We start from the raw sequence: 20,424 nt of genomic DNA on the forward strand, positions 1-20,424 counted from the left end.
CGCGACTCGGCCATCAGGCAAGCAAAACGCCGCGCGGGACCACGCCGCGCACGCGCACGCCACTTTTTTATCGGATGGAATCGTCGCGAAACTACCCGCTCAGGTCACCACATCCGGCTCCGTCCGACCGATGATCGCGCCCATGTCGCTGATCTCCTGCGCCGCCTCGCGCACCGGGGCCAGCGCCTCTTGCGGGTCCAGGTCGGTGCGGCCATCGGTGCCGGAATATTGCTCCAGGTAGAGGCGCAGGGTCGCCCCTTGCGTGCCAGTGCCCGACAGCCGGAACACGGCGCGCCCGCCGCCTTCAAAGGCGATGCGCAGGCCCTGCCCCTCGCTGAAAGACCCATCGACCGGATCGAGATAGGAGAACTCATCCGCCCCCGCGACCGTCAGGTCGGCAAAGCGCCTCGCCGCCAGCCCGTCCAGCCGGTCGCGCAGCCCGTCCATCAGGCGGGTGGCCTGATCGGTCGCGACATCCTCGTAATCGTAGCGCGAATAGTAGTCGCGCCCGAATTCCTGCCAGTGCCGCGTCACGATCTCGGCGACCGATTGCTTGCGCGCGGCCAGGATGTTCAGCCACAGCAGCACCGCCCACAGCCCGTCCTTCTCGCGCACATGGTCCGAGCCGGTGCCGGCGCTTTCCTCGCCGCAGATCGTGACCTTGCCCGCATCCAGCAGGTTGCCGAAGAACTTCCATCCCGTGGGCGTCTCATAGGCCGCAATGCCCAGTTTCGCGGCCACCCGGTCGGCGGCGGCACTGGTCGGCATGGAGCGCGCGATCCCCGCAAGGCCACCCGCATAGGCCGGGGCGAGATGCGCGTTGGCCGCCAGGATCGCCAGGCTGTCCGATGGCGTCACATAGGCCCCGCGCCCGACGATCATGTTGCGGTCGCCGTCCCCGTCCGAGGCCGCGCCCAGATCGGGGGCATCCGCGCCCATCATCAGGTCCATCAGCGGCTTGGCCCAGATCGGGTTGGGGTCGGGGTGGCCCTTGCCGAAATCCTCCAGCGGCGTCCCGTTCACGACGGTGCCAGTGGGCGCACCCAACGCGCCTTCCAGGATCGCCGTGGCATAGGGCCCGGTCACCGCGTGCATGGCGTCGAAACACATGGTGAAGCCGCCCGCGAACAGCGACCGGATGGCGTCGAAATCAAAGAGCCGCTGCATCAGCGCCTGGTAGCTTTCGACCGGATCGACAACGCGGATGCGCATGTCGTCCAGCGTGGTCTCGCCGATCCGGCCCAGGTCGATATCCGCGGCCTCGGCGATCCTGTATTCCGCGATGGTCGTCGTCGCCTCATACATGCGCGCGGTCAGCTTTTCGGGCGCGGGCCCGCCATTGGCCGCGTTGAACTTGACGCCGAAATCCTCGTCGATGCCGCCGGGATTATGGCTGGCCGACAGGATGAAGCCGCCATCGGTCTTGTTCTCGCGGATGAGGTTGGACGCGGCGGGGGTCGAGAGGATCCCGCCCTGGCCCACGATCACCTCGGCCACGCCATTGCCCGCCGCCATCTTGAGGATGGTCTGGATCGCGGCGCGGTTGAAGTAGCGCCCGTCGCCGCCCACCACCAGCCGCTTGCCCGCACCGCCGCCAATGGCGTCGATCGTCGCTTGGATGAAATTCTCCAGGTAGGGCGTCTGCATGAACACCCGCGTCTTCTTGCGCAGGCCGGATGTGCCGGGCTTCTGCCCGTCGATCGGGGTCGTGGGAATGGTCTTGATCGTCATCGGCTGGTCCCTCCTTGAGGTTGCGCGCGCCCGGCCCCGCGCATGATCGACGCGATGTCTCGCAATCGCGGGTCGCGGGCCAGGTCGTCCAGGTCCACATCGTATTTTCGACGCCAGTTCGGGTGCGCGTCAATCGTGCCGGGCAGGTTCTGCGCCTCGACCGCCTCCAGCACATCGTCAAGCTGCACCGCGACCAGGGCGGCGGGGGCGTGGGCCAGAAGCGCGTGGATGCTGGTCGCGAGGTCTCCCGCGCGCGGCATCCGGTCCAATTCGGCCTGCCTCTGGCGATTGATCTCGTCCGCCCGGTCCGCGTCGATCCATCCCAGGTCACGCCACCAGTCCACGTCGCGCCCGCCTGCGTAGCCGCGCAGGGTCGGCGTGTCATGGGTGGCGAAACAGGCCAGCACTTCCGCCGCGCCATCGCCGGGGGTGCGGAAATTGCCCTCGTGGTCCTTCTCGTATTGCAGGACCGAATAGCCGTAGAACCCGTGCCCCCGCATGGTCTCGCGGAAGCCCTCGGGCACCAGCCCCAGATCCTCGCCGATGACGGCACAGGCATGGCGCGCGGCCTCGATCTTGATCACCGCCAGAAGCGCCTCGAAAGGTTGGCGGATATAGCCGCCGGGGCTGCCATCGTCGGGGATCCAGAAACTGCGGTTGAGGCCAAGGACATGATCGATGCGGATCACGCCCGCATGGCGCATGGTCGCGGCCAGGATGCGGCGCAGGGGGGCGTAGTGCTGCGCGCGCAATTTGCGGGGCGCGAAGGCCGCGAGGGACCAGTTCTGCCCCTCGGGGCTGAGGTGATCGGGCGGCGCACCGATCGAGACGCCCTGTGCGATGGCGTCACGCTCGCACCAGGCCTCGGCCCCGTCACGGCGCGGGCCCACGGCGAGGTCGAGGTAGAGGCCAAGGGGCATCCCGGCCGCTTTCGCGCGGGCCTGTGCCTCGGCCAACTGGCCGTCGGCGCGCCATTGCAGCCAGGCATGGAAAGTCTCGCGCGCAGGCTCCAACGGGCCGGGATCATCCGGCCAGCGCGTCCAGTCGGGGCCATGGATCTCGCTCAGCGCCTCGAACCGGGCAAAGCGGGCAAGATCCGCCCCGCCTGCCTGCCGGAAAGCGTCGAACCCGGAATCGCCCTGAAACACCGCGAACATGGCTTCCAGCGCGGCGGAATGGGCGGGCTTGTGGGCGGCGTAATCGACATGCTCGGCCGCGCGGATGGCCTGAAACCCATCCGCGCCGTTCAGCGCGATATGGCTGGTGTTGAGGTAACCCCGATGCGACGGCGAATAGGGGCTGATCGCCGCGCGGTCGGCATAGCCCATGCTGTGGATCGGGTTGATGCCGAGGAACCCGGCCCCTTGCCCGCCTGCGATCTCGGCCATGCGCGCGAGGTCGTCGAAATCGCCAAGCCCCGCATTTCTGTCCGACCGCAGCCCGTAGAGCGCGCAGTTGAGGCCCCAGAGGCGGGTTTGTCCGGTCAGGTCTTCTATCGACGGCAGGCGCGACGGCGCGGCCAGCACCGTCACCTCCTCGATCCGGCCTGAGGCCTCGGCGCGCAGGACGTATATATCGGGGGCCAACGACGGCAGGGTGATGTGATCGGCGGGCAGCCCCTCGGCCACCACCTCGTCATCCCCCGCGCGCAACGCCCATGTCGCGCCGAGGCCAAAGCCAAGATGTGCCTCCGCCCCCGCCTCGATGATCACCTCCTCGGGGAACCAGCGATCCTGGCCCGCTTGGCGCAGCGCTGCCAGGCTGTCGCGGATCGCGGCGGGCGAGGACACATCCACCCCATCCGCCGCCAAGAGCGCGCGTTGGGTCTCGGGCGAGGTGATCCGCTGCCCCCCGTGCAGGTCGTGATAGGCGGGCAGGATCCCGCACAGATCGGCCAGCGCGGCGAGGTCGGGGTCGGTGCTCATGGTGCTTTCGCCAGGATGAAGGCCACGACGCTGTCGCCCGCGACTTGCGCCGTATCGCGCGCGATCCGGGCGTCCCGCTCCAGCCGGTCGGTGTCCACCGCGCGGTGCCATGCGGACCCCTCGGGCGCGTCCGGCAGCATAACCTCGCCCGCTGCATCACCCCGGTTAAAGACCAGGAACGCGGCGCCCGCCTCCCCCTCGGGCGCATCCGCCGCGCCGCGCAGGATCAGGCACAGGTTGTCCAGCCCCGGATCGCGCCAGGGCAGCGGCCCGCCGTCGAAATCGCGCCATTCGACATCCGCCAGCCCATCTGCCCTGGTGTCGCCATGCAGGAACCGGGTCTGCCGAAGCACCGGGTTGGCGCGACGGAATGCGGACAGATGCGCGACGAAGCCCTGCAAGCCCCGGTCGGCGCGGTCCCAATCCAGCCAGCCGGTCTCGTTATCCTGGCAATAGGCGTTGTTGTTGCCGCCCTGGCTATTGCCGATTTCGTCGCCCGCCAGCAGCATCGGCGTGCCTTGCGACAGGAACAGCGTCGCCAGCAGATTGCGCTGACGCCGGGCGCGGCGGGCGATGATCTGCGGGTCACCGGTCTCACCCTCGACCCCGCAATTGTCGCTGTAATTGCTGTTATGCCCGTCGCGGTTCTTCTCGGTATTGGCCTCGTTATGGCGGCGGGAATAGCGCGTCAGGTCGGCCAACGTGAACCCGTCATGGGCCGAGACGAAATTCACCGAAGACGTTGCGCGCCGCCCGTCCCGGTCGAAGCGATCCGCCGATCCCAGAAGCCGCGCGGCGAGCTCCTGCGCGCTATGCGGATCATTGCGCCAATAGCGCCGGACCGTATCGCGGTAGCTGTCGTTCCATTCCGCGAACTCATGCGGGAACTGGCCAAGCTGGTAGCCCCCCGGCCCGATATCCCAGGGCTCGGCGATCATCCGCACCTCGGCCAGCACCGGATCCTGGCGCAGCGCATCGAAGAACCCGCCGCGCGGGTCGAAGCCGTGATCCTCGCGCCCCATCGTGGTGGCAAGGTCGAAGCGGAAGCCATCGACGCCCATGCATTCCACCCAGAAGCGCAGGCTGTCCAGCACCATGCGAAGCACATAGGGGTGCGCGACATTCAGCGTGTTGCCGCAGCCGGTATCGTTGACGTAATGGCGCGGCTGCCCCGCCATGAGGCGATAGTAGGAGGCATTGTCGAGGCCCCGGTAACACAGCGTCGGCCCGAACTCGTCCCCTTCTGCGGTGTGGTTATAGACCACGTCGAGGATCACCTCGATGCCGGCTGCGTGAAACCGGTCGACCATACGGCGGAATCCGATCAGCCCCTCGGGTCCGAAATAGCGCGGCTCGGGCGCGAAGAAGCCGAGCGAGTTGTAGCCCCAGTAATTGCGCAGCCCCCGCTCGGTCAGGAAGCGGTCGTCGAGGAAAGAGTGAACCGGCAGAAGCTCCACCGCCCGCACGCCGAGCGCGCTCAGATGCTCCAGCATCTCCGCGCTGGCCAGCCCCTCATAGGTGCCGCGCAGGTCGCCCGCCACGCCCGGGTGCGTCTGCGTCAGACCCTTGGGATGCGCTTCATAGATCAGGTCGCGGTCGGAAGGTGTATGCCGCCCTGCCGCCAGCCCCTGGAAAAGCGCCGGGTCGGAGACGACGGATTTCGCGACGAAGGGCGCGGAGTTGCGCGGGTCGAAGGACAGATCGCCTTCGCCCTCGACAAATCCCGATGTCGCCGGGTCATTCGTCCAGGTGCCGCGCAATTCCCGCGTGTAGGGGTCCATCAGCAGCTTGTTGGCGTTGAACCTGTGGCCCCGCTCGGGCGCGTATGCCCCATGCGCGCGGTAGCCATAGACGGTGCCCACGGGCAGGCCCGCAAGATACCCGTGCCAGACCGGGCCGGTGCGTTCGGGCAGGACGATCCGCGCGCGTTCCTCCTTGCCGTCCTCGGAGAACAGGCACAGCTCCATCTTGTCGGCATGGGCCGAGAACACGGCGAAATTCACGCCTGCCCCATCGTGATGCGCGCCGAGCCGAGTCGGGCGTCCGCCTGTCAGTTGATAGCTCATGCCCCGGCCTCTACCCCATCGCCGCGCGGTAGACATCCAGATACTCCGCCGCCGAACGGTCCCACCCGACCGGGTGGCGCATCGCGCGGCGCATCATGCCCTGCCAAACCTTCCGCTCCCGATAGAGGGCACAGGTCCGGCCGATCGCATGGCCAAGCATCGTGGCGCTTCCCGGCGGGAACTGGACCCCGGTGGCGCAGCCCGCCTGCAATCCGGCGTCATTGGCGTCGATCACCGTGTCGGCCAGCCCGCCCGTCCGCGCCACCACCGGCAGGGTACCGTAGCGCAGCCCGTAAAGCTGGGTCAGGCCGCAAGGCTCGAACCGCGAGGGGATCAAGATCGCGTCGCTGCCGCCCTGCATGAGGTGCGAGAGCGCCTCGTCATAGCCGATGATCGTCCCGACCGAGCCCTTGAACCGGCTGGCCGCGCCGACAAATCCGCGCTCCAGCCCCGGCTCACCGCTGCCCAGAAGCGCCAGCTTCGCGCCCTGCCCGACAAGCCCCGGAAGACAGTCCAGCAACAGGTCCAGCCCCTTTTGTGCCGTCAAACGACTGATGACGCAGAAAAGCGGGCCGCGGCCCTCGGTCAAGTCAAAGCGCCGCATCACCTCGGCCCGGTTCCGCGCCTTGCCCTTGAGGCTGCGGGTGGAATAGGGCGCGATCAGGTCGGGGTCGGTGTCGGGGCTCCAGGCGTCGAGGTCGATGCCGTTGAGGATGCCCGTGAGATCGCCCGCCCGCGCGCGCAGGATGCCATCCATGCCCATGCCGAACTCGGGCGTCATCAGCTCGGCGGCATAGGTCGGGCTGACCGTCGTGATCCGATCCGACAATTGCAGCGCCGCTTTCAGGAAACTGATCTGCCCGTAATATTCGATGCCCTCTTGCGTGAAGAGCGCCGATTTCAGCCGCAGCGCATCCAGCCGGTCGGCCCCGAACACGCCCTGAAAGGCGATGTTGTGGATCGTCGTGACCACCGGCGTCCTGTCGCCCGCCTGCCGCAGATAGGCCGGGACCAGCCCCGCCTGCCAATCGTGGGCGTGGATCAGATCGGCCTGCCAGCCATCGAAGCCTTGCTGCGCGACCTGCGCGCCCGCAAAAGAGAGCGCGCCAAAGCGCAGGTCATTGTCGGGCCAGTCCTTGCCATCGGGGCCCAGGTAGATATTGCCGGGCCGGTCAAAGAGGTGCGGCGCGTCCAGAAGCAGCAGGTCCAGCCCCTCGGCCTTTACCGCCACGATGCGCCCCGCGCCGCCGAAGAAATCGTCGAAGCGCATCACCGGTGTGCCCTCCGCCACCAGCCGCGCCAGCGCCGGGTAGGCCGGGATCAGCACCCGCACCTCCGCGCCTACGCCCGCCAGCGCCTTGGGCACCGCGCCGATCACATCGGCCAGCCCGCCGGTCTTGACGAAAGGCGCGCATTCGGACGCGACGAAGAGGAGCCGCATCTCAGCCCTCCAGCCGGTCGATCATCGGTTGCGTGATCAGGCAGATGCCGTTCGCGGTGCGGCGGAAGCGGCGTGCATCCTCCTCGGCATCCTGGCCCACGACCAGACCCTCGGGGATGACGACGCCCCGGTCGATCACGACGTTTTTCAGATGCGCGTTGCGCTTGATCTCGGCATAGGGCATGGCGACCACGGCCTCCAGTTCCGAATAGGAATGGGTGCGCACGCCGGTAAACAGCAGGCAGCGATCCAGCCGAGAGCCGGAAATGATGCAGCCCCCCGACACCATCGAGGACACGGCATGGCCGCGCCGCCCTTCCTCGTCATGGATGAATTTCGCGGGCGCGGTCAGTTCCGAATAGGTCCAGATCGGCCATTCATTGTCGTATAGGTCCAGTTCCGGCCTGAAATCGGTCAGGTCGACATTGGCCTGCCAAAAGGCGTCGATGGTGCCGACATCGCGCCAATAGGGTTTCTCCTCCAACCCGCTGCGCACGCAGGAGCGGCTGAAGGGATGCGCGATGGCCTTGCCGGATTTGACGATCCCCGGAATGATGTCGCCGCCGAAATCGTGGTTCGACCCCGGATCCTGCGCGTCCTTTTCCAGCAGGTCGCAGAGGTATTCGGTCTCGAACACGTAGATCCCCATGCTGGCCAGCGCCATATCCGGGTGCCCCGGCATCGCGGGCGGGTCGGCGGGCTTTTCCACGAAGGCATGGATGCGGTCGCTGTCATCCACATCCATCACGCCGAACCCCGTCGCCTCCATGCGCGGCACCTCGATGCAGCCCACGGTCACATCCGCGCCGCTGTCGACGTGATGCTTCAGCATCTGCGCGTAGTCCTGCTTGTAGATGTGATCGCCCGCCAGGATGATGATGTATTTCGGCCCGTAGCCGCGGATGATCTCGATATTCTGGGTCACGGCATCGGCGGTGCCCTTGTACCAGTTCTCGTTGTTCATCTGCTGCGAGGCGGGCAGGATATCCAGCGATTCATTTCGCTCGGCCCGGAAGAAACTCCAGCCGCGTTGCAGGTGGCGAATGAGGGAATGGGCCTTGTATTGCGTCGCCACCCCGATGCGGCGGATGCCCGAATTGACGGCGTTCGAGAGGGCAAAGTCGATGATCCGGCTCTTGCCGCCGAAATACATCGCCGGTTTGGCGCGCCTGTCGGTCAGCTCGTAAAGCCTGCTGCCGCGCCCGCCTGCCAGAACGAAGGCCATGCTCTGCTGCGCCAGCCTGTGCGGTTCCGTATCCATTGCCGTCTCCCTCCCCTGTTGATTGTCTGTCAGCCCTGATCCAGTTCGAAAAAGAGCGTCGAAAGCGGCGGAATCGTCAGCGCGATGGATTGCGCCCGCCCCGAGGCCGCGATGGGTTCGCTCTCGACCCCGCCCAGATTGCCACGATCGCCGCCACCATAGCACGCGGCGTCGGTGTTCAGCCGCTCGATCCAGCGGCCCGCCTGCGGCACGCCGATGCGCCGGGCGGAACGTTCCACCGGCGTGAAGTTGCACACGACCAGAACCGGGGCCGCGCCGTCCTGCCCCTTGCGCAGCCAGGCATAGAGCGATTCCTCCGCCGCCCCCTCCTCGACCCATTCGAACCCCTCGGGTTTGCAATCGAGTTGATAAAGCGCGGGCGTATCCCGGTAGAGCCTGTTCAGATCACGCACCAGCCGCTGCACGCCCTCATGCTGCGGCTGGTCCAGCAAATGCCAATCGAGGCTGGAATCATGGTTCCACTCACGCCCCTGCGCAAACTCGCAGCCCATGAAAAGCAGCTTCTTGCCCGGATGGCCCCACATGAAGCCGTAATAGGCGCGCAGGTTGCCGAAAGCGTCTGACCCGCCCATCTTGGCCAGCATCGCGCCCTTGCCGTGGACGACCTCGTCATGGCTGATCGGCAGCACGAAGTTTTCCGAGAACGCGTAATGCAGGCCGAAAGTCATCTTGTGGTGGTGGTATTTGCGGTGAACCGGATCCTCTTCCATGTAGGAGAGCGTGTCGTTCATCCAGCCCATGTTCCACTTGAACCCGAAACCAAGCCCGCCCTTATCCGCCGATCCGCTGACCTGCGGAAAGGCGGTGGATTCCTCGGCCACCGTCACGATCCCCGGGCATTCGCCATAGGCCACGGTATTGGTGCGCTGCAGGAAGCTGATGGCCTCGAGGTTCTCGCGCCCGCCATGGATGTTGGGCACCCATTCGCCCGATTTGCGCGAATAATCGCGGTAGAGCATCGAGGCGACGGCATCGACGCGCAGCCCGTCGATGTGATGTTCCTTGAGCCAGTAGAGCGCATTGGCCAGCAGGAAGTTTGAGACCTCGGCCCGCCCGTAATTATAGACCAGCGTGTTCCAGTCCGGGTGAAACCCCTCGCGCCGGTCGGCATGTTCGTAGAGCGCGGTGCCGTCGAAGCGGCCGAGCCCATGCGCGTCCTCGGGGAAGTGCCCCGGCACCCAATCCAGGATCAGGCCCAGACCGGCCCCGTGGCAGGCATCGACGAAGGCGCGGAACTCCTGCAAGGTGCCATGCCGGATGGTCGGCGCGTAGAGGCCCACGGGCTGATAGCCCCATGATCCGTCAAAGGGAAACTCGGATACCGGCATCAGCTCGATATGGGTGAAGCCCATATCCTTGGCATAGCCGACCAGTTGCCGTGCGTGTTCGTGATAGGAGAGCGGCCTGTTGCCCTCTTCGATCACGCGCCGCCACGATCCCATATGCACCTCGTAGATGGAGATCGGGCGGTCGATGCTCTGCGCCCCGGCGCGCGTGGTCATCCAGTCGGCGTCCGACCAGTCATACCCCTCAAGCCGCCGCACGACCGAGGCGGTGGCGGGCGGATGCTCGGCCCCGAAGCCGAACGGGTCGGCCTTTTGCGGCAGCAATCGCCCGACCGCGTCCAGAAGCTCATACTTGTAAGGCTCGCCTTCGCCCAAACCGGGAATGAAAATCTCCCACACGCCGGTCTGGCCACGCCTGCGCATAGGGTTGCGCCGACCGTCCCAGGCGTTGAAATCGCCGACCAGCGAGACCCGCCGCGCATTGGGCGCCCAGACCGCGAAATGGGTGCCCTCCACGCCCTCATGCGTGATCACATGCGCCCCGAGCATCCGCCACAGGTTCAGATGCGCCCCTTCGGAGAACAGGTGCTCATCCAGCGGGCCCAGGACGGGGCCAAAGCGATAGGGGTCATCGACCTCCCAGGTATCGGCGCCCCTGCCGATCCGCAGCCGGTAGGCAAAGGCCCGCTTGCGCCGCGTGGCGATGCCCGCGAACAGGCCCCGCGCATCGGCCACGGGGGCAAGCGACAGAACCTTGCGGCCTGATTTCGCGTCCAGGACGTCAATCGCGTCAGCCTCGGGGTGGAAGGCGCGGATCGAGGGATGGCCGTCCAGCATATGCTGGCCCAGTACGGCGAAGGGATCGGCATGGGTTGCCGCAACGATCTGCCCGGCATCCTCTGCGCTGATCACGTCTGCCATCGCGTCCCCTTTCCTAATGCGCCACGGATGTCGCGCCCCAGATGTCGCGCGCATAGCCCCGGATCGTGCGGTCGGACGAGAACCAGCCCATCCCGGCGGTGTTCGCCGCCGCCATCCTGGTCCAGCGGGCGCGGTCCCTGTAGACCGTATCGACCTCACGCTGTGTGTCAAAATAGGCGTCGAAATCGCAACTCACGAGGAAATAATCATGTTCCCATAGATTGTGCAGGATATCCCCGTAGCGATGCGTGTCCCCGCCCGAGAACACGCCCTCCGCGATCTGGCCCAACACGCGCATCAGGCGCGGGCTGGCCTCGATCGCCGCACGGGCATAGCCGGGCTGCACGCGGCGCGCGCGCACCTCCTCGGCCGTCAGACCGAAGAGAAAGAAGTTTTCCGCCCCGACATGGTCACGAATCTCCACATTGGCCCCGTCGAGCGTGCCGATGGTGGGGCTGCCGTTCAGCGAAAGCTTCATGTTGCCGGTGCCCGACGCCTCCTTGCCCGCCGTCGAAATCTGCTCTGACAGGTCCGATGCGGGGATCAGGATCTCGGCCATCGAGACGTTGTAATTCTCGGGGAAGACCACCTGCAACAACTCGCGCGTCACCGGGTCAGTGTTGATCGTCGCGGCCACGTCATTGATCAGCCGGATGATGGATTTCGCCAGCGCGTAGCCCGGTGCCGCCTTGCCGCCGAAGATCTTGACGCGCGGGGTCCAGTCCCCGTTCGGATTGTCCCGGATCTCGTTCCAGAGCGCGATGGTCTCCAGGATATTCATGTGCTGGCGCTTGTATTCATGGATGCGCTTGATCTGGATGTCGAACATCGCGGCGGGGTCCAGGACGGTGCCGTGCCGGTCCTTGAGCCACGCCGCCAGCCGCGCCTTGTTGGCGGCCTTGGCGGCATCGAACCGGTCGAGGAACCCGGTATCGTCCAGATGCGGTTTCAGCTCCTGCAAGCGCTCCAGATCGTCCTGCCAGCCGCTGCCGATGGTGTCGGTGATCAACGCCCGCAGGGCCGGGTTGCACGACTGCAGCCAGCGGCGCGGCGTGATGCCGTTGGTCTGGTTGATGATCCGGCCCGGATAGGCGGCGTCGAGATCGGCGAACACCGTCTGCTTCACGAGGTCGGAATGCAGCGCCGAGACGCCGTTGACCTTATGCGCCATGATGAAGGCCAGTTCGCCCATGTTCACATTGCCATGGTCGAGGATGCGAATGTCACTGCCGGTTTCCGCCAGGTGCCGGTTCTGGATCTCGACGATGATCTGGTGATGACGCGGCAGGATGCGCTGAAAGAGGCCCTCGGGCCAGCGCTCCAGCGCTTCGGGCAACAGCGTGTGATTGGTATAACCGAGGCAGGCGCGCGCCGTATCAATCGCCGCGCCCATCTCGACCCCGTGATGATCGACCAGCAGCCGCACCAGTTCCGGCCCGGCAATCGCGGGATGCGTGTCATTGAGCTGGATCGCCACCAGCGACGCCAGGTCGTCCAGCCTGTGCCCTTCGGACAGGAAGCGGCGGATGAGGTCCTTGATCGAGGCGGCGGTAAAGAAATACTCCTGCTTCAGGCGCAGTTCCTTGCCTTCCTCGGTGGTGTCGTCGGGGTAGAGGACGCGGGAGATCGTCCGCGCCAGCCGCTCGGGCGCGTTGGCCGCGACGTAGTCGCCGCGGTTGAAGCTCTCCAGATCAAACAGCTTGATGGGCTTGGCCGCCCACAGCCTGAGCGTGTTGGCCCACCGCCCCTGCCAGCCGACGACCGGCGTGTCATAGGCCGAGGCCAGAACGGTCTCCGCCGGGTGCCAGACCGCGCGCCCGTCTTCATCGGCCACATGGCCGCCGAAATGGATCTTGTAGGCCACTTCGGGCCGCTCGAACTCCCAGGCGTGGCGCTGCGCCAACCAGCCCTCGGCGGTCTCGACCTGCTGGCCGTTCTCGAAATGCTGCTCGAAAAGGCCGTGTTCATAGCGGATACCATAGCCATAGGCCGGAATCGCCAGCGTTGACAGGCTGTCCATGAAACAGGCCGCCAGGCGCCCCAGCCCGCCATTGCCAAGGGCGGCGTCGGGTTCATCGGCCATGACGCTTGCGTAATCCTGCCCCAGATCGGCCAGCGCCTCGCGCACCACGCCCTCAAGGTCCAGGTTGATCGTCACATCCTCGATCAGCCGCCCGATCAGGAATTCCATCGACAGGTAATAGACCCGCTTGTGCTGCCCTTCATAGGTGGCGCGGGTCGAGGCGAACCACGGGGCCACCACCCGGTCGCGCAGGGCCAGCGACAGCGACATGCGCCAGTCATAGAGGCTGGCATGGGCCGCGTCCTTGCCAAGCGACAGGTTCAGGTGGCGGGAAATCTCACCTGCCAGTTGCGTGGCGGTGATATGGGTGTCGTTCGGTTTCAGCATCGCGCGGTCTCGTAGCATGTTGGGCAGGGCAACCGGTGCGGTCACCTCGCGGGTCAGGGCACCCGTTCCGACCTTGATACAGAACTCGGACAAGAAATGTTAGCGCTAAACTAACATATTCCGCAGGGCGCACGTCGAAAGACCCTACAGCACGTGGCCGCCAGGTTGAATGGGATTATGTCGGGACGGGCCTAGCCCTCGCGCGTCGCGGCCCAGATCATGCCACGGCGCAGGATCTCGGTGACCTGGCTGGTCTTGAGGTCGTCCAGCTCATGTCCGATGGAGCAATAGAAAACCCGGCCCTTGTCCCATCGGCGTTTCCAGACGACGGGGATGACGGTGCCCTCGATCCACCACAGGTGATCGCCCGAGAAGGTGGTCGTGGCCAGCACCTCGTTCGAGGGGTCGACCAGCATGTAATATTGCTCGGATCGCAGGCGGAAACTGCCGATGCCCTGCATGATCGGATCGGCGGGGCGGGTGACGGTCACGTCATAGTCGATGTAATCCTCGCGCGGTTGCAGATTGTCGGGCCAGCCGGGGGGATGCGCCACGAACTGCCCGCCGATGAGGAAGTGATAGGTCGGCCGGTCGCGGAAGGCGTCACCCATATGGCCGTGCCAGCCGGCAATCCCGCGCCCCTCGCCGATCAGCTGCAGCAGGCCGTCCTCCTGCGGCTTGGTCATGTTGCCGAACTCTTCCTGGTGGCCCGACCGCGCCGAGGACCAGATCGGCACGATCAGGTCGACATCTTGCAGTTTCCCGGGCGTGGCCAGCGGCTCCAGCGTGTCGTGGATGTCGACCTCGAAGCCGTTGTCGCGTAGCAGAGCGGCGCACCAATCGCTGAACTCGGTGGGCGTGTGCCCCTCCCAACCGCCGACGAAAAGGGCTGCTTTCATTGTCTTTGCTCCCGCATGTAGCTGAGGATCGCGGCCATGTCGCGGGCGGCGAAACCCTGCTCGATGGCCTGTTCCAGGATGGCTTGCGTGACCTGCGATTGCGGCAGGGCCACGCCAAGCCCGCGTGCCAGGTCGCCCGCGACGCGCAGGTCTTTCTCCGCCAATGCGACGGTGAAGGTCACGTCATGGCCCGCCTCGTCCAGGTAGAGCGGCCTGCGATATGTCAGCATCGGCGCGGCGGCGGCGCTGGCCTCGATCACGTCGAAGGCGGCGTCAGGCGCGATGCCTGCCGCCTCGGCCAATGTCATCGCCTCGGCCAGGGTCTGGTTCAAACCGTGGATCAGCATGTTGACCGCCAGTTTCATCACCGCGCCCGCACCGGGTTTGCCCAGGCAGATGGTCTTCTTGCCCATCGCGTCGAAAAGCGGCTGCAGTTCGGCCAGCGTGGCGGCGTCACAGCCCGCCATGATCAGCAATTGCGCCTCAGTGGCGGCCTGTGTCGCGCCCGAGACCGGCGCATCAATCACGCGTTTATCCGTCGCCGCTGCCAGCGCCCGCAGATGATCGGGTCCAAGCGTCCCCATCTCGACGAAGATCTGCGCGCGGCGGCCCGCGAACAGGCCCTCCGGCCCCAGATGCACCACCTGCGATGACGCATCGTCGGCCAACATTGTCACCACGACATCCACCGCATCGGCCAGCGCCTTGGGGGTCCGCGCCACATCGGCCCGATGCGCGGCGGCGAAGCCTTCCGCCTTTTCCGCGCTGCGGTTCCACACCGTCACATCGTGGCCCGCCGCAACGAGGTTTTCCGCCATGCGCACGCCCATGCGCCCCAGCCCTGCAAAGCCCACGCGCATGTCAGGCCACCTTGCCGTTTTCGATCCCCGATATGGCCTGGATCAGGCTGTCCTCGGTCACCTCCTCGGCGTCGAAAATGCGCATGACGCGGCCCTGGTACATGGCAACGATGCGGTCCGAGACATGCAGAACCTCGGGCATTTCCGACGAGATCACGATCACCGCAAAGCCCCGCGCCGCCAGATCGCGCAAGAGGTTGTGGATCTCGGATTTTGAGCCCACGTCGATACCGCGCGTCGGTTCATCCACGATCAGCACCTCGGGCCGCATCGCCAGCCATTTGCCGATCACGATCTTCTGCTGGTTGCCGCCCGACAGGTTGCCGACCGCGCTGCGCCAGCTTGGCGTCTTGATCTCCAGCCGGTCGCGATACTGGTCGAAAATCGCCACCTCGGCCCCGTCCGAGACGAAGGGCCCCGCCACAAGGTCGCTGACCTGCGGCAAGGTGATGTTGTCGCGGCAGTTCATGCCAAGCACCAACCCCTGTTCCTTGCGGCTTTCGGGCACCAGCGAGATGCCGTGCCGGATCGCCTCGATGGGCGAATGGATGCGCAACTCCTCATCCTTGAGGAAGATCTTGCCGGCCGAGGGCGTGCGCAGGCCGAACAGAGTCTCGGCGATCTCGGTCCGGCCCGCGCCGACAAGGCCGTAGAACCCCACCACCTCGCCCTGGCGCACGTCAAAGCTGATATCCTGGAACAGGCTGCCGCAGGACAGCCCCTCGACCCGAAGCGCGGTCTTGCCGACCTCGCCGCGCGCGGTGCGGCGGCTGAGGTCCAGGCTGCGCCCGATCATCATCTGGGTGATCTCGTCCTCGTTCGTCTCAGACGTGATCAGCGTGCCGCGATATTCCCCGTCGCGCAGGACCGAGATGCGGTCGGTGATCTTGAAGATCTCCTCCATCCGGTGCGAGATGTAGACGATGCCGACGCCTTCCGCCTGAAGCCCCGCGATGACCTCGAAGAGCACGACCTTTTCCGCATCGGTCAGGGATGCGGTGGGTTCGTCGAAGATCACCACCTTGGCGTCGACGGTCAGCGCGCGGGCGATCTCGACCATCTGCTGATTGGCAATCGACAGGTCGCCGACGCGGGTGCGGGCGGTGAAACCGACCTTGAGACGCTTGAGGATCTCGTCAGTATTCGCATAAAGCGTCGCCCAATCGACGCGGCCAAAGCTCTTGCGCGGCAACTCGCCCAGGTAGACGTTTTCGGCCACCGACAGTTCCTCGGCCAGGCTCAGTTCCTGGTGGATGAACATGACCCCGCGCGCCTTGGCATGCAGCGGCGTTGTCATGACGGCTTCGGCCTCCTCGACGAAAATGCGGCCCTCGTCGGGTTGGTGGATGCCGCCCAGAACCTTCATCAGGGTGGATTTCCCGGCGCCGTTCTCGCCCATCAGGGCGTGGACCTCGCCGGGGAAGACCTCGAAGCTGACATCGTCCAGCGCCCGCACACCGGGGAAGGTCTTGACGATGTTTTCCAGCCGCAGGGCGGGTTTTCGATCCGTGTTCATACCTTCAACTCCTCCTGGCCCTTGCGATTGAGCTGGCGATCAAGGAACAGCACCGCGATCAGGATGGACCCGATCACAAGGTTGACGGTCTCGGTATCGGCCCCGATATGGCCCAGGCCCTTGCGCAGAAGCTGGATCGCGATGACGCCGCCGAAGGTGCCGATGATCGAGCCCGAGCCCCCCGTCAGCTTGGTGCCGCCAAGCACCACGGCGGTGATGGCCCACAGTTCGAACAGCATCCCGTCATTGGGGTTCACCGAGCCGCTGGCCGAATAGAAGGCCACGGCGGACAGGGCTGCCAGCGTGCCGATGATGACGAAATTGATCAGCATATGCGGCCCGACGCGCAGGCCCGCATTGACCGCCGCCTCGCGGTTGTTGCCGATGGCATAGGCATTGCGGCCATGCACCGTGCGCGTCATGATCAGCCAGGCGACGACCACGACCGCGATCAGGACCAGCGCCGGTGTCTCGACCCCGAGCGCGTCCCATTCCGCGATATCGACCATGGTCCAGTTCAGGTGAAAGGTCGGGTTCTCGCCGTTATACATGAAGACCAGCCCGCGAAACCCGAGCATCGAACCAAGCGTGACGATGAAGGCATCGACCCCGGTTTTCCACACGATGATCCCGTTGATGAAGCCAAGCACCGCACCGGTCAGCAGCGCCAGCAGCCAGGCCACCGGAATGGCCCAATCCCCCAGCCCCGCCATGATCGGCCAGTTCATCGAATCCAGCATCACCACGGCGGACAGCGCGAAGGTCGCGCCGACGCTGAGGTCGATATTGCCGTTGATCATGATAATCGTCATGCCGACCGCGATGATCCCGATGGGGGCCGATTGCTTGAGAAGCAGCAGCATGTTGTCGAAATCCATGAAGGCGCTTTCCGACAGCGACCAGAAGGATCCCGCGACCGAGAAGAAGACCAGCTCCAGCACGATGAAGCCCCAGATCGCGCCGCCCTTGATCAGGTCCGTTGTGTTCATGCGTTGCATCGGTGTTCCCCTTCAGGCGATCGGCGACCAGAGACGGCCGCGCTTGGCCGCGATATCCAGCCAGACCGCCAGGATGATGATGATCCAGGTCACGACGAACTGGACGTAGAACTCCAGCCCGGCCAGCAGCAGGCCGTTCTGGATGAAGCCGAGGATCAGCACGCCGATCACGGTCTTGAAGACGGTTCCCGAACCGCCGAGCAGCGATGCACCGCCCAGGATGACGGCGGCCAACACCTCAAGCTCCAGCCCCTGCCCCACGGTGTTCTGCGCGCCCATGGTGCGGCTGGCCTGGATCAGACCCGCCGTGGCGACGCAGAAGGAGGAGATCAGGTAGGTGAAGAACACGACCCGTGCGCGCGGAATGCCGGAGAAGGTCGCCGCGACCTCATTGCCACCGACGGCATAGACCTTGCGCCCGAAGGGGGTCTTGGCCAAGAGGATCGCCAGAACGGCGGCAAGCCCCGCAAAGATCAAGACGGGGATCGGAATGCCAAGCGCGGTGCCGCGCCCGAAGATGCCGAACCAGGTCGCTTCCTGGTTGGCAATATCCATGTTCTGCCCGCCCGAATAGGTCAGCGTCAGCCCGTGAATGGCCGACAGCATCCCGAGTGTCACGATCAGTGAATTCAGCCTGAGATAGCCGACAAGGAAGCCGTTTAGCGCCCCGATCGCCATGGTCATCGCGAACATCGCGGGGATCGCCAGCGCCGGTCCGAAGGCGGGGTTCTCATGCAGGTCCAGCACCACGATGGCCGAGAACGACATGAGCGAGCCGACCGAGAGGTCAAGATTGCCGCCGATCACCACGAAGGTCACGCCAAGCGCCATGACCCCCAGGATGGCCGAGGAGCGCACGACGCCAAAGACGTTCTCGACACTGATGAAACGGGCGTTCCAGAGGGAAAAACCGATCATGAAGAGGATGAAGGCGACAAGGATACCCTGCCGCGCCAGCACCCCCGCGAATTTCCCAAGCCGGTCGTTCTTCATGTTGTCCCCTCCCTCACCGCGATCGCGCGGCCCGTCAATTCTGCGCCTCAGACCAGCGTCATGCCACCGTCGATCATCACGATCTGGCCGGTCATGTAGTCGCTCTCCGGCGAGGCGAGGAATGTCGTCGTGCCGGTGATATCGGCGGGCGTCGCGACGCGGCCCTTGAGGATATCGGCGGCAAATTCCTCCATCGCCTGGCCGGGGCGTTCGGCGGCCCCGATCTGCATCAGGTCGCGGTCGACCTCCTCCCACATCTCGGTCGCGACCACGCCGGGGGCAAATCCCGTTACCGTTATGTCATGCCGCGCCAGGTCGCGGGCCGCAGATTGCGTCAGCGACACCACCGCCCATTTCGAGGCACAATAGGGCGCGACATTGTCAAAGCCCTGTCGGCTGGCGATCGAGGCGGTGTTGACGATCTTGCCGCCACGCCCCTGGGCGATCATCTGGCGGGCGGCCTCCTGCATTCCGATCAGGCAGCCGAGCCCGTTGATCCCCATTATGAAATTCCAGTTCTCCTCGGTCACGTCGAGGAAATTCATCGGCTTGTTGACGCCGGCATTGTTGAACATGACGTCCAGCCTGCCGAAGGCATCCACCGTCTTGTCGATCATCGCGCGGACCTGGCTGCGGTCGCTGACATCCACCGTGGCGGTGATGGCGCGGTCCCGATCCGCGATTGCGTCCAGCTTTTCCGCGTTGCGATCCGCAAAGCAAACTTCCGCCCCCTCGTCCAGCAGGGCCAGTCCGATGGCCTTGCCGATGCCTTGCGCGGCACCGGTGACGATACATGCACGCCCCGAGACACGGCCCATGACGCCCTCCTGACTTGTAACGAAAAACAGTTGTTGGATGGCGCGAGGCCCGGTCGCCCGGACCCCGCCCAGGGAGAAAGAGATCAGAAGACCGGACGGTCGAATTCTTCCATGTTCTCCTGCGTGATCTTCGGCGTATCGAAGTAGTTCAGGAACGGCACCTCTTCGCCGTTCAGGATCGCCAGCGCCGTGGCCAGCGCGGCCTCGGCATCGTCGACCGGCGACTGGTAGATCGAGCCCCAGTATTCGCCACGCCCCATCGCGTCATAGCCGACCGCGAAGTTGGTCGCGCCCACGAAGGTGATGCCGTCACGGCCTGCCGCGATCGCGGCATTCATCGCGCCGACACCCATGTTGTCATCGCCGGAATAGACCCCGTCGATGTCGTCATACTGGACCAGGAACGCCTCCATCACGCGCTGCGAATCCTCGCGGTTCCAGTTGCCGGGCTGCGTTTCCAGCAGGGTCACGTTCGGGCAGACCTCGGGCAGGCGATCCTCGAAGCCCTGCGCCCGCTCGATGGCGGTGGTGTAGCCAGGCTGGCCCGAGATCTGCACGATCTGCGCCTCGTCCTCGATGCCGAGCTCGGTGAAGCGGTCGCACATGATTTCCGCCGCGCGCGAGCCCTGGGTGATGTTGTCGGGCCCCGAGAAGGAGGCGACGAAGGGAAAGCCCGGCTCGGCGATGTTGGAATTGGTCACGATGACCGGAATGTCGGCCTCAGACGCCTCGCGCACGGCGGGGATCACGGCCTGGCCATTGGTCGGCCAGATGATGATGGCATCGACCTCCTGCTGGATCAGATCCTGCATCTGGGCGATCTGGCGGGCCACGTCACCGCCTGCGTCCAGGACCACGACCTCCACATTCGGGTTGGCCTCCGCGGCGGCGATGAACGCCTCTTCATAGGTGGTCTGGTAGCTGTCGACACCCACGTTGTTCTGCGTGATGCCGATGCGGAATGTCTCCTGCGCCGACACGGTGCCCGCAAGGGCGAGCCCGGCCAGTGCCGTGGTACCTGCAAGCAGGGCTTTGTTCAATCTGGTCATCCTGAATCCTCCGTTGGACAAGACCTTACATTGCGGCTGCCACAGTCCAAATCGGGAATCGTCCCCTCCCCGGCAGCCGAATGAGGGACAGTGTTTCCCTTTGCCCGGATCGCATCGCCCATAAAGATGTTCATTTTGATTATCCTAATGGTCATAATGGACATCTGTGCTGTTCAATCCGACCATCCGATCCCGCACAACAGAAGGAACGCCGCATGAGCGACGCGAA

14 protein-coding genes are annotated in these 20,424 nt (G+C 65.4%); all 14 read right to left on the reverse strand.

Going from position 1 to position 20,424, the window contains the following annotated elements; genetic code table 11:
• Positions 1-99: 99 nt before the first annotated feature.
• Entirely contained in the window at positions 100-1,731 is a 1,632-nt protein-coding gene (locus AC13C7_RS10880; protein ID WP_482867486.1) for an alpha-D-glucose phosphate-specific phosphoglucomutase, read from the reverse strand.
• Positions 1,728-3,656 carry a 4-alpha-glucanotransferase gene (gene malQ, locus AC13C7_RS10885; RefSeq protein ID WP_482867487.1) on the reverse strand — a complete coding sequence of 643 codons (1,929 nt, stop codon included), beginning with the start codon at positions 3,654-3,656 and terminating at the stop codon, positions 1,728-1,730. The genes AC13C7_RS10880 and malQ overlap by 4 nt, the downstream gene beginning before the upstream one ends.
• Entirely contained in the window at positions 3,653-5,722 is a 2,070-nt protein-coding gene (gene glgX / locus AC13C7_RS10890; protein WP_482867488.1) for a glycogen debranching protein GlgX, read from the reverse strand. The genes malQ and glgX overlap by 4 nt, the downstream gene beginning before the upstream one ends.
• A gap of 10 nt (positions 5,723-5,732) precedes the next feature.
• Positions 5,733-7,163: a glycogen synthase GlgA gene (glgA, locus tag AC13C7_RS10895; protein ID WP_482867489.1), complete on the reverse strand. Its 1,431-nt coding sequence runs from the start codon at positions 7,161-7,163 to the stop codon at positions 5,733-5,735.
• A gap of 1 nt (position 7,164) precedes the next feature.
• A complete protein-coding gene (glgC, locus tag AC13C7_RS10900) occupies positions 7,165-8,424 on the reverse strand; it encodes a glucose-1-phosphate adenylyltransferase (protein WP_446119667.1) in 1,260 nt (419 codons plus the stop codon).
• 29 nt (positions 8,425-8,453) lie between these two features.
• Positions 8,454-10,652: a 1,4-alpha-glucan branching protein GlgB gene (gene glgB / locus AC13C7_RS10905; RefSeq protein ID WP_482867490.1), complete on the reverse strand. Its 2,199-nt coding sequence runs from the start codon at positions 10,650-10,652 to the stop codon at positions 8,454-8,456.
• Positions 10,653-10,665: 13 nt separating this feature from the next.
• Positions 10,666-13,062 carry a glycogen/starch/alpha-glucan phosphorylase gene (locus tag AC13C7_RS10910; RefSeq protein ID WP_482867602.1) on the reverse strand — a complete coding sequence of 799 codons (2,397 nt, stop codon included), beginning with the start codon at positions 13,060-13,062 and terminating at the stop codon, positions 10,666-10,668.
• Positions 13,063-13,253: 191 nt separating this feature from the next.
• Positions 13,254-13,961, reverse strand: coding sequence for a ThuA domain-containing protein (locus tag AC13C7_RS10915; protein WP_482867491.1), 708 nt, complete (start codon positions 13,959-13,961; stop codon positions 13,254-13,256).
• Positions 13,958-14,821, reverse strand: coding sequence for an NAD(P)-dependent oxidoreductase (locus tag AC13C7_RS10920; protein ID WP_482867492.1), 864 nt, complete (start codon positions 14,819-14,821; stop codon positions 13,958-13,960). Before AC13C7_RS10920 ends, AC13C7_RS10915 begins: the two co-directional genes overlap by 4 nt.
• Before the next feature lies 1 nt (position 14,822).
• Positions 14,823-16,337 carry a sugar ABC transporter ATP-binding protein gene (locus AC13C7_RS10925; protein ID WP_482867493.1) on the reverse strand — a complete coding sequence of 505 codons (1,515 nt, stop codon included), beginning with the start codon at positions 16,335-16,337 and terminating at the stop codon, positions 14,823-14,825.
• Positions 16,334-17,335 (reverse strand): ABC transporter permease, encoded by a 1,002-nt coding sequence (locus AC13C7_RS10930; RefSeq protein ID WP_172316792.1) that lies wholly within the window; start codon positions 17,333-17,335, stop codon positions 16,334-16,336. The genes AC13C7_RS10925 and AC13C7_RS10930 overlap by 4 nt, the downstream gene beginning before the upstream one ends.
• Before the next feature lie 12 nt (positions 17,336-17,347).
• Positions 17,348-18,328: an ABC transporter permease gene (locus tag AC13C7_RS10935; protein WP_172316790.1), complete on the reverse strand. Its 981-nt coding sequence runs from the start codon at positions 18,326-18,328 to the stop codon at positions 17,348-17,350.
• A 47-nt stretch (positions 18,329-18,375) separates the two neighbouring features.
• Positions 18,376-19,146 (reverse strand): SDR family NAD(P)-dependent oxidoreductase, encoded by a 771-nt coding sequence (locus AC13C7_RS10940; RefSeq protein ID WP_172316788.1) that lies wholly within the window; start codon positions 19,144-19,146, stop codon positions 18,376-18,378.
• Positions 19,147-19,229: 83 nt separating this feature from the next.
• A complete protein-coding gene (locus AC13C7_RS10945; protein ID WP_172316786.1) occupies positions 19,230-20,195 on the reverse strand; it encodes a sugar ABC transporter substrate-binding protein in 966 nt (321 codons plus the stop codon).
• Positions 20,196-20,424: the final 229 nt, after the last annotated feature.

The sequence above is a fragment of the Alterinioella sp. B-7 genome, assembly GCF_056857775.1.

What these genes read in the sequence shown, in the direction of transcription:
- AC13C7_RS10880 (WP_482867486.1), bottom strand. Translation starts at nt 1,731, where the DNA reads ATGACGATCAAGACCATTCCCACGACCCCGATCGACGGGCAGAAGCCC.
- malQ (WP_482867487.1), bottom strand. Translation starts at nt 3,656, where the DNA reads ATGAGCACCGACCCCGACCTCGCCGCGCTGGCCGATCTGTGCGGGATC.
- glgX (WP_482867488.1), bottom strand. Translation starts at nt 5,722, where the DNA reads ATGAGCTATCAACTGACAGGCGGACGCCCGACTCGGCTCGGCGCGCAT.
- glgA (WP_482867489.1), bottom strand. Translation starts at nt 7,163, where the DNA reads ATGCGGCTCCTCTTCGTCGCGTCCGAATGCGCGCCTTTCGTCAAGACC.
- glgC (WP_446119667.1), bottom strand. Translation starts at nt 8,424, where the DNA reads ATGGATACGGAACCGCACAGGCTGGCGCAGCAGAGCATGGCCTTCGTT.
- glgB (WP_482867490.1), bottom strand. Translation starts at nt 10,652, where the DNA reads ATGGCAGACGTGATCAGCGCAGAGGATGCCGGGCAGATCGTTGCGGCA.
- AC13C7_RS10910 (WP_482867602.1), bottom strand. Translation starts at nt 13,062, where the DNA reads ATGCTGAAACCGAACGACACCCATATCACCGCCACGCAACTGGCAGGT.
- AC13C7_RS10915 (WP_482867491.1), bottom strand. Translation starts at nt 13,961, where the DNA reads ATGAAAGCAGCCCTTTTCGTCGGCGGTTGGGAGGGGCACACGCCCACC.
- AC13C7_RS10920 (WP_482867492.1), bottom strand. Translation starts at nt 14,821, where the DNA reads ATGCGCGTGGGCTTTGCAGGGCTGGGGCGCATGGGCGTGCGCATGGCG.
- AC13C7_RS10925 (WP_482867493.1), bottom strand. Translation starts at nt 16,337, where the DNA reads ATGAACACGGATCGAAAACCCGCCCTGCGGCTGGAAAACATCGTCAAG.
- AC13C7_RS10930 (WP_172316792.1), bottom strand. Translation starts at nt 17,335, where the DNA reads ATGCAACGCATGAACACAACGGACCTGATCAAGGGCGGCGCGATCTGG.
- AC13C7_RS10935 (WP_172316790.1), bottom strand. Translation starts at nt 18,328, where the DNA reads ATGAAGAACGACCGGCTTGGGAAATTCGCGGGGGTGCTGGCGCGGCAG.
- AC13C7_RS10940 (WP_172316788.1), bottom strand. Translation starts at nt 19,146, where the DNA reads ATGGGCCGTGTCTCGGGGCGTGCATGTATCGTCACCGGTGCCGCGCAA.
- AC13C7_RS10945 (WP_172316786.1), bottom strand. Translation starts at nt 20,195, where the DNA reads ATGACCAGATTGAACAAAGCCCTGCTTGCAGGTACCACGGCACTGGCC.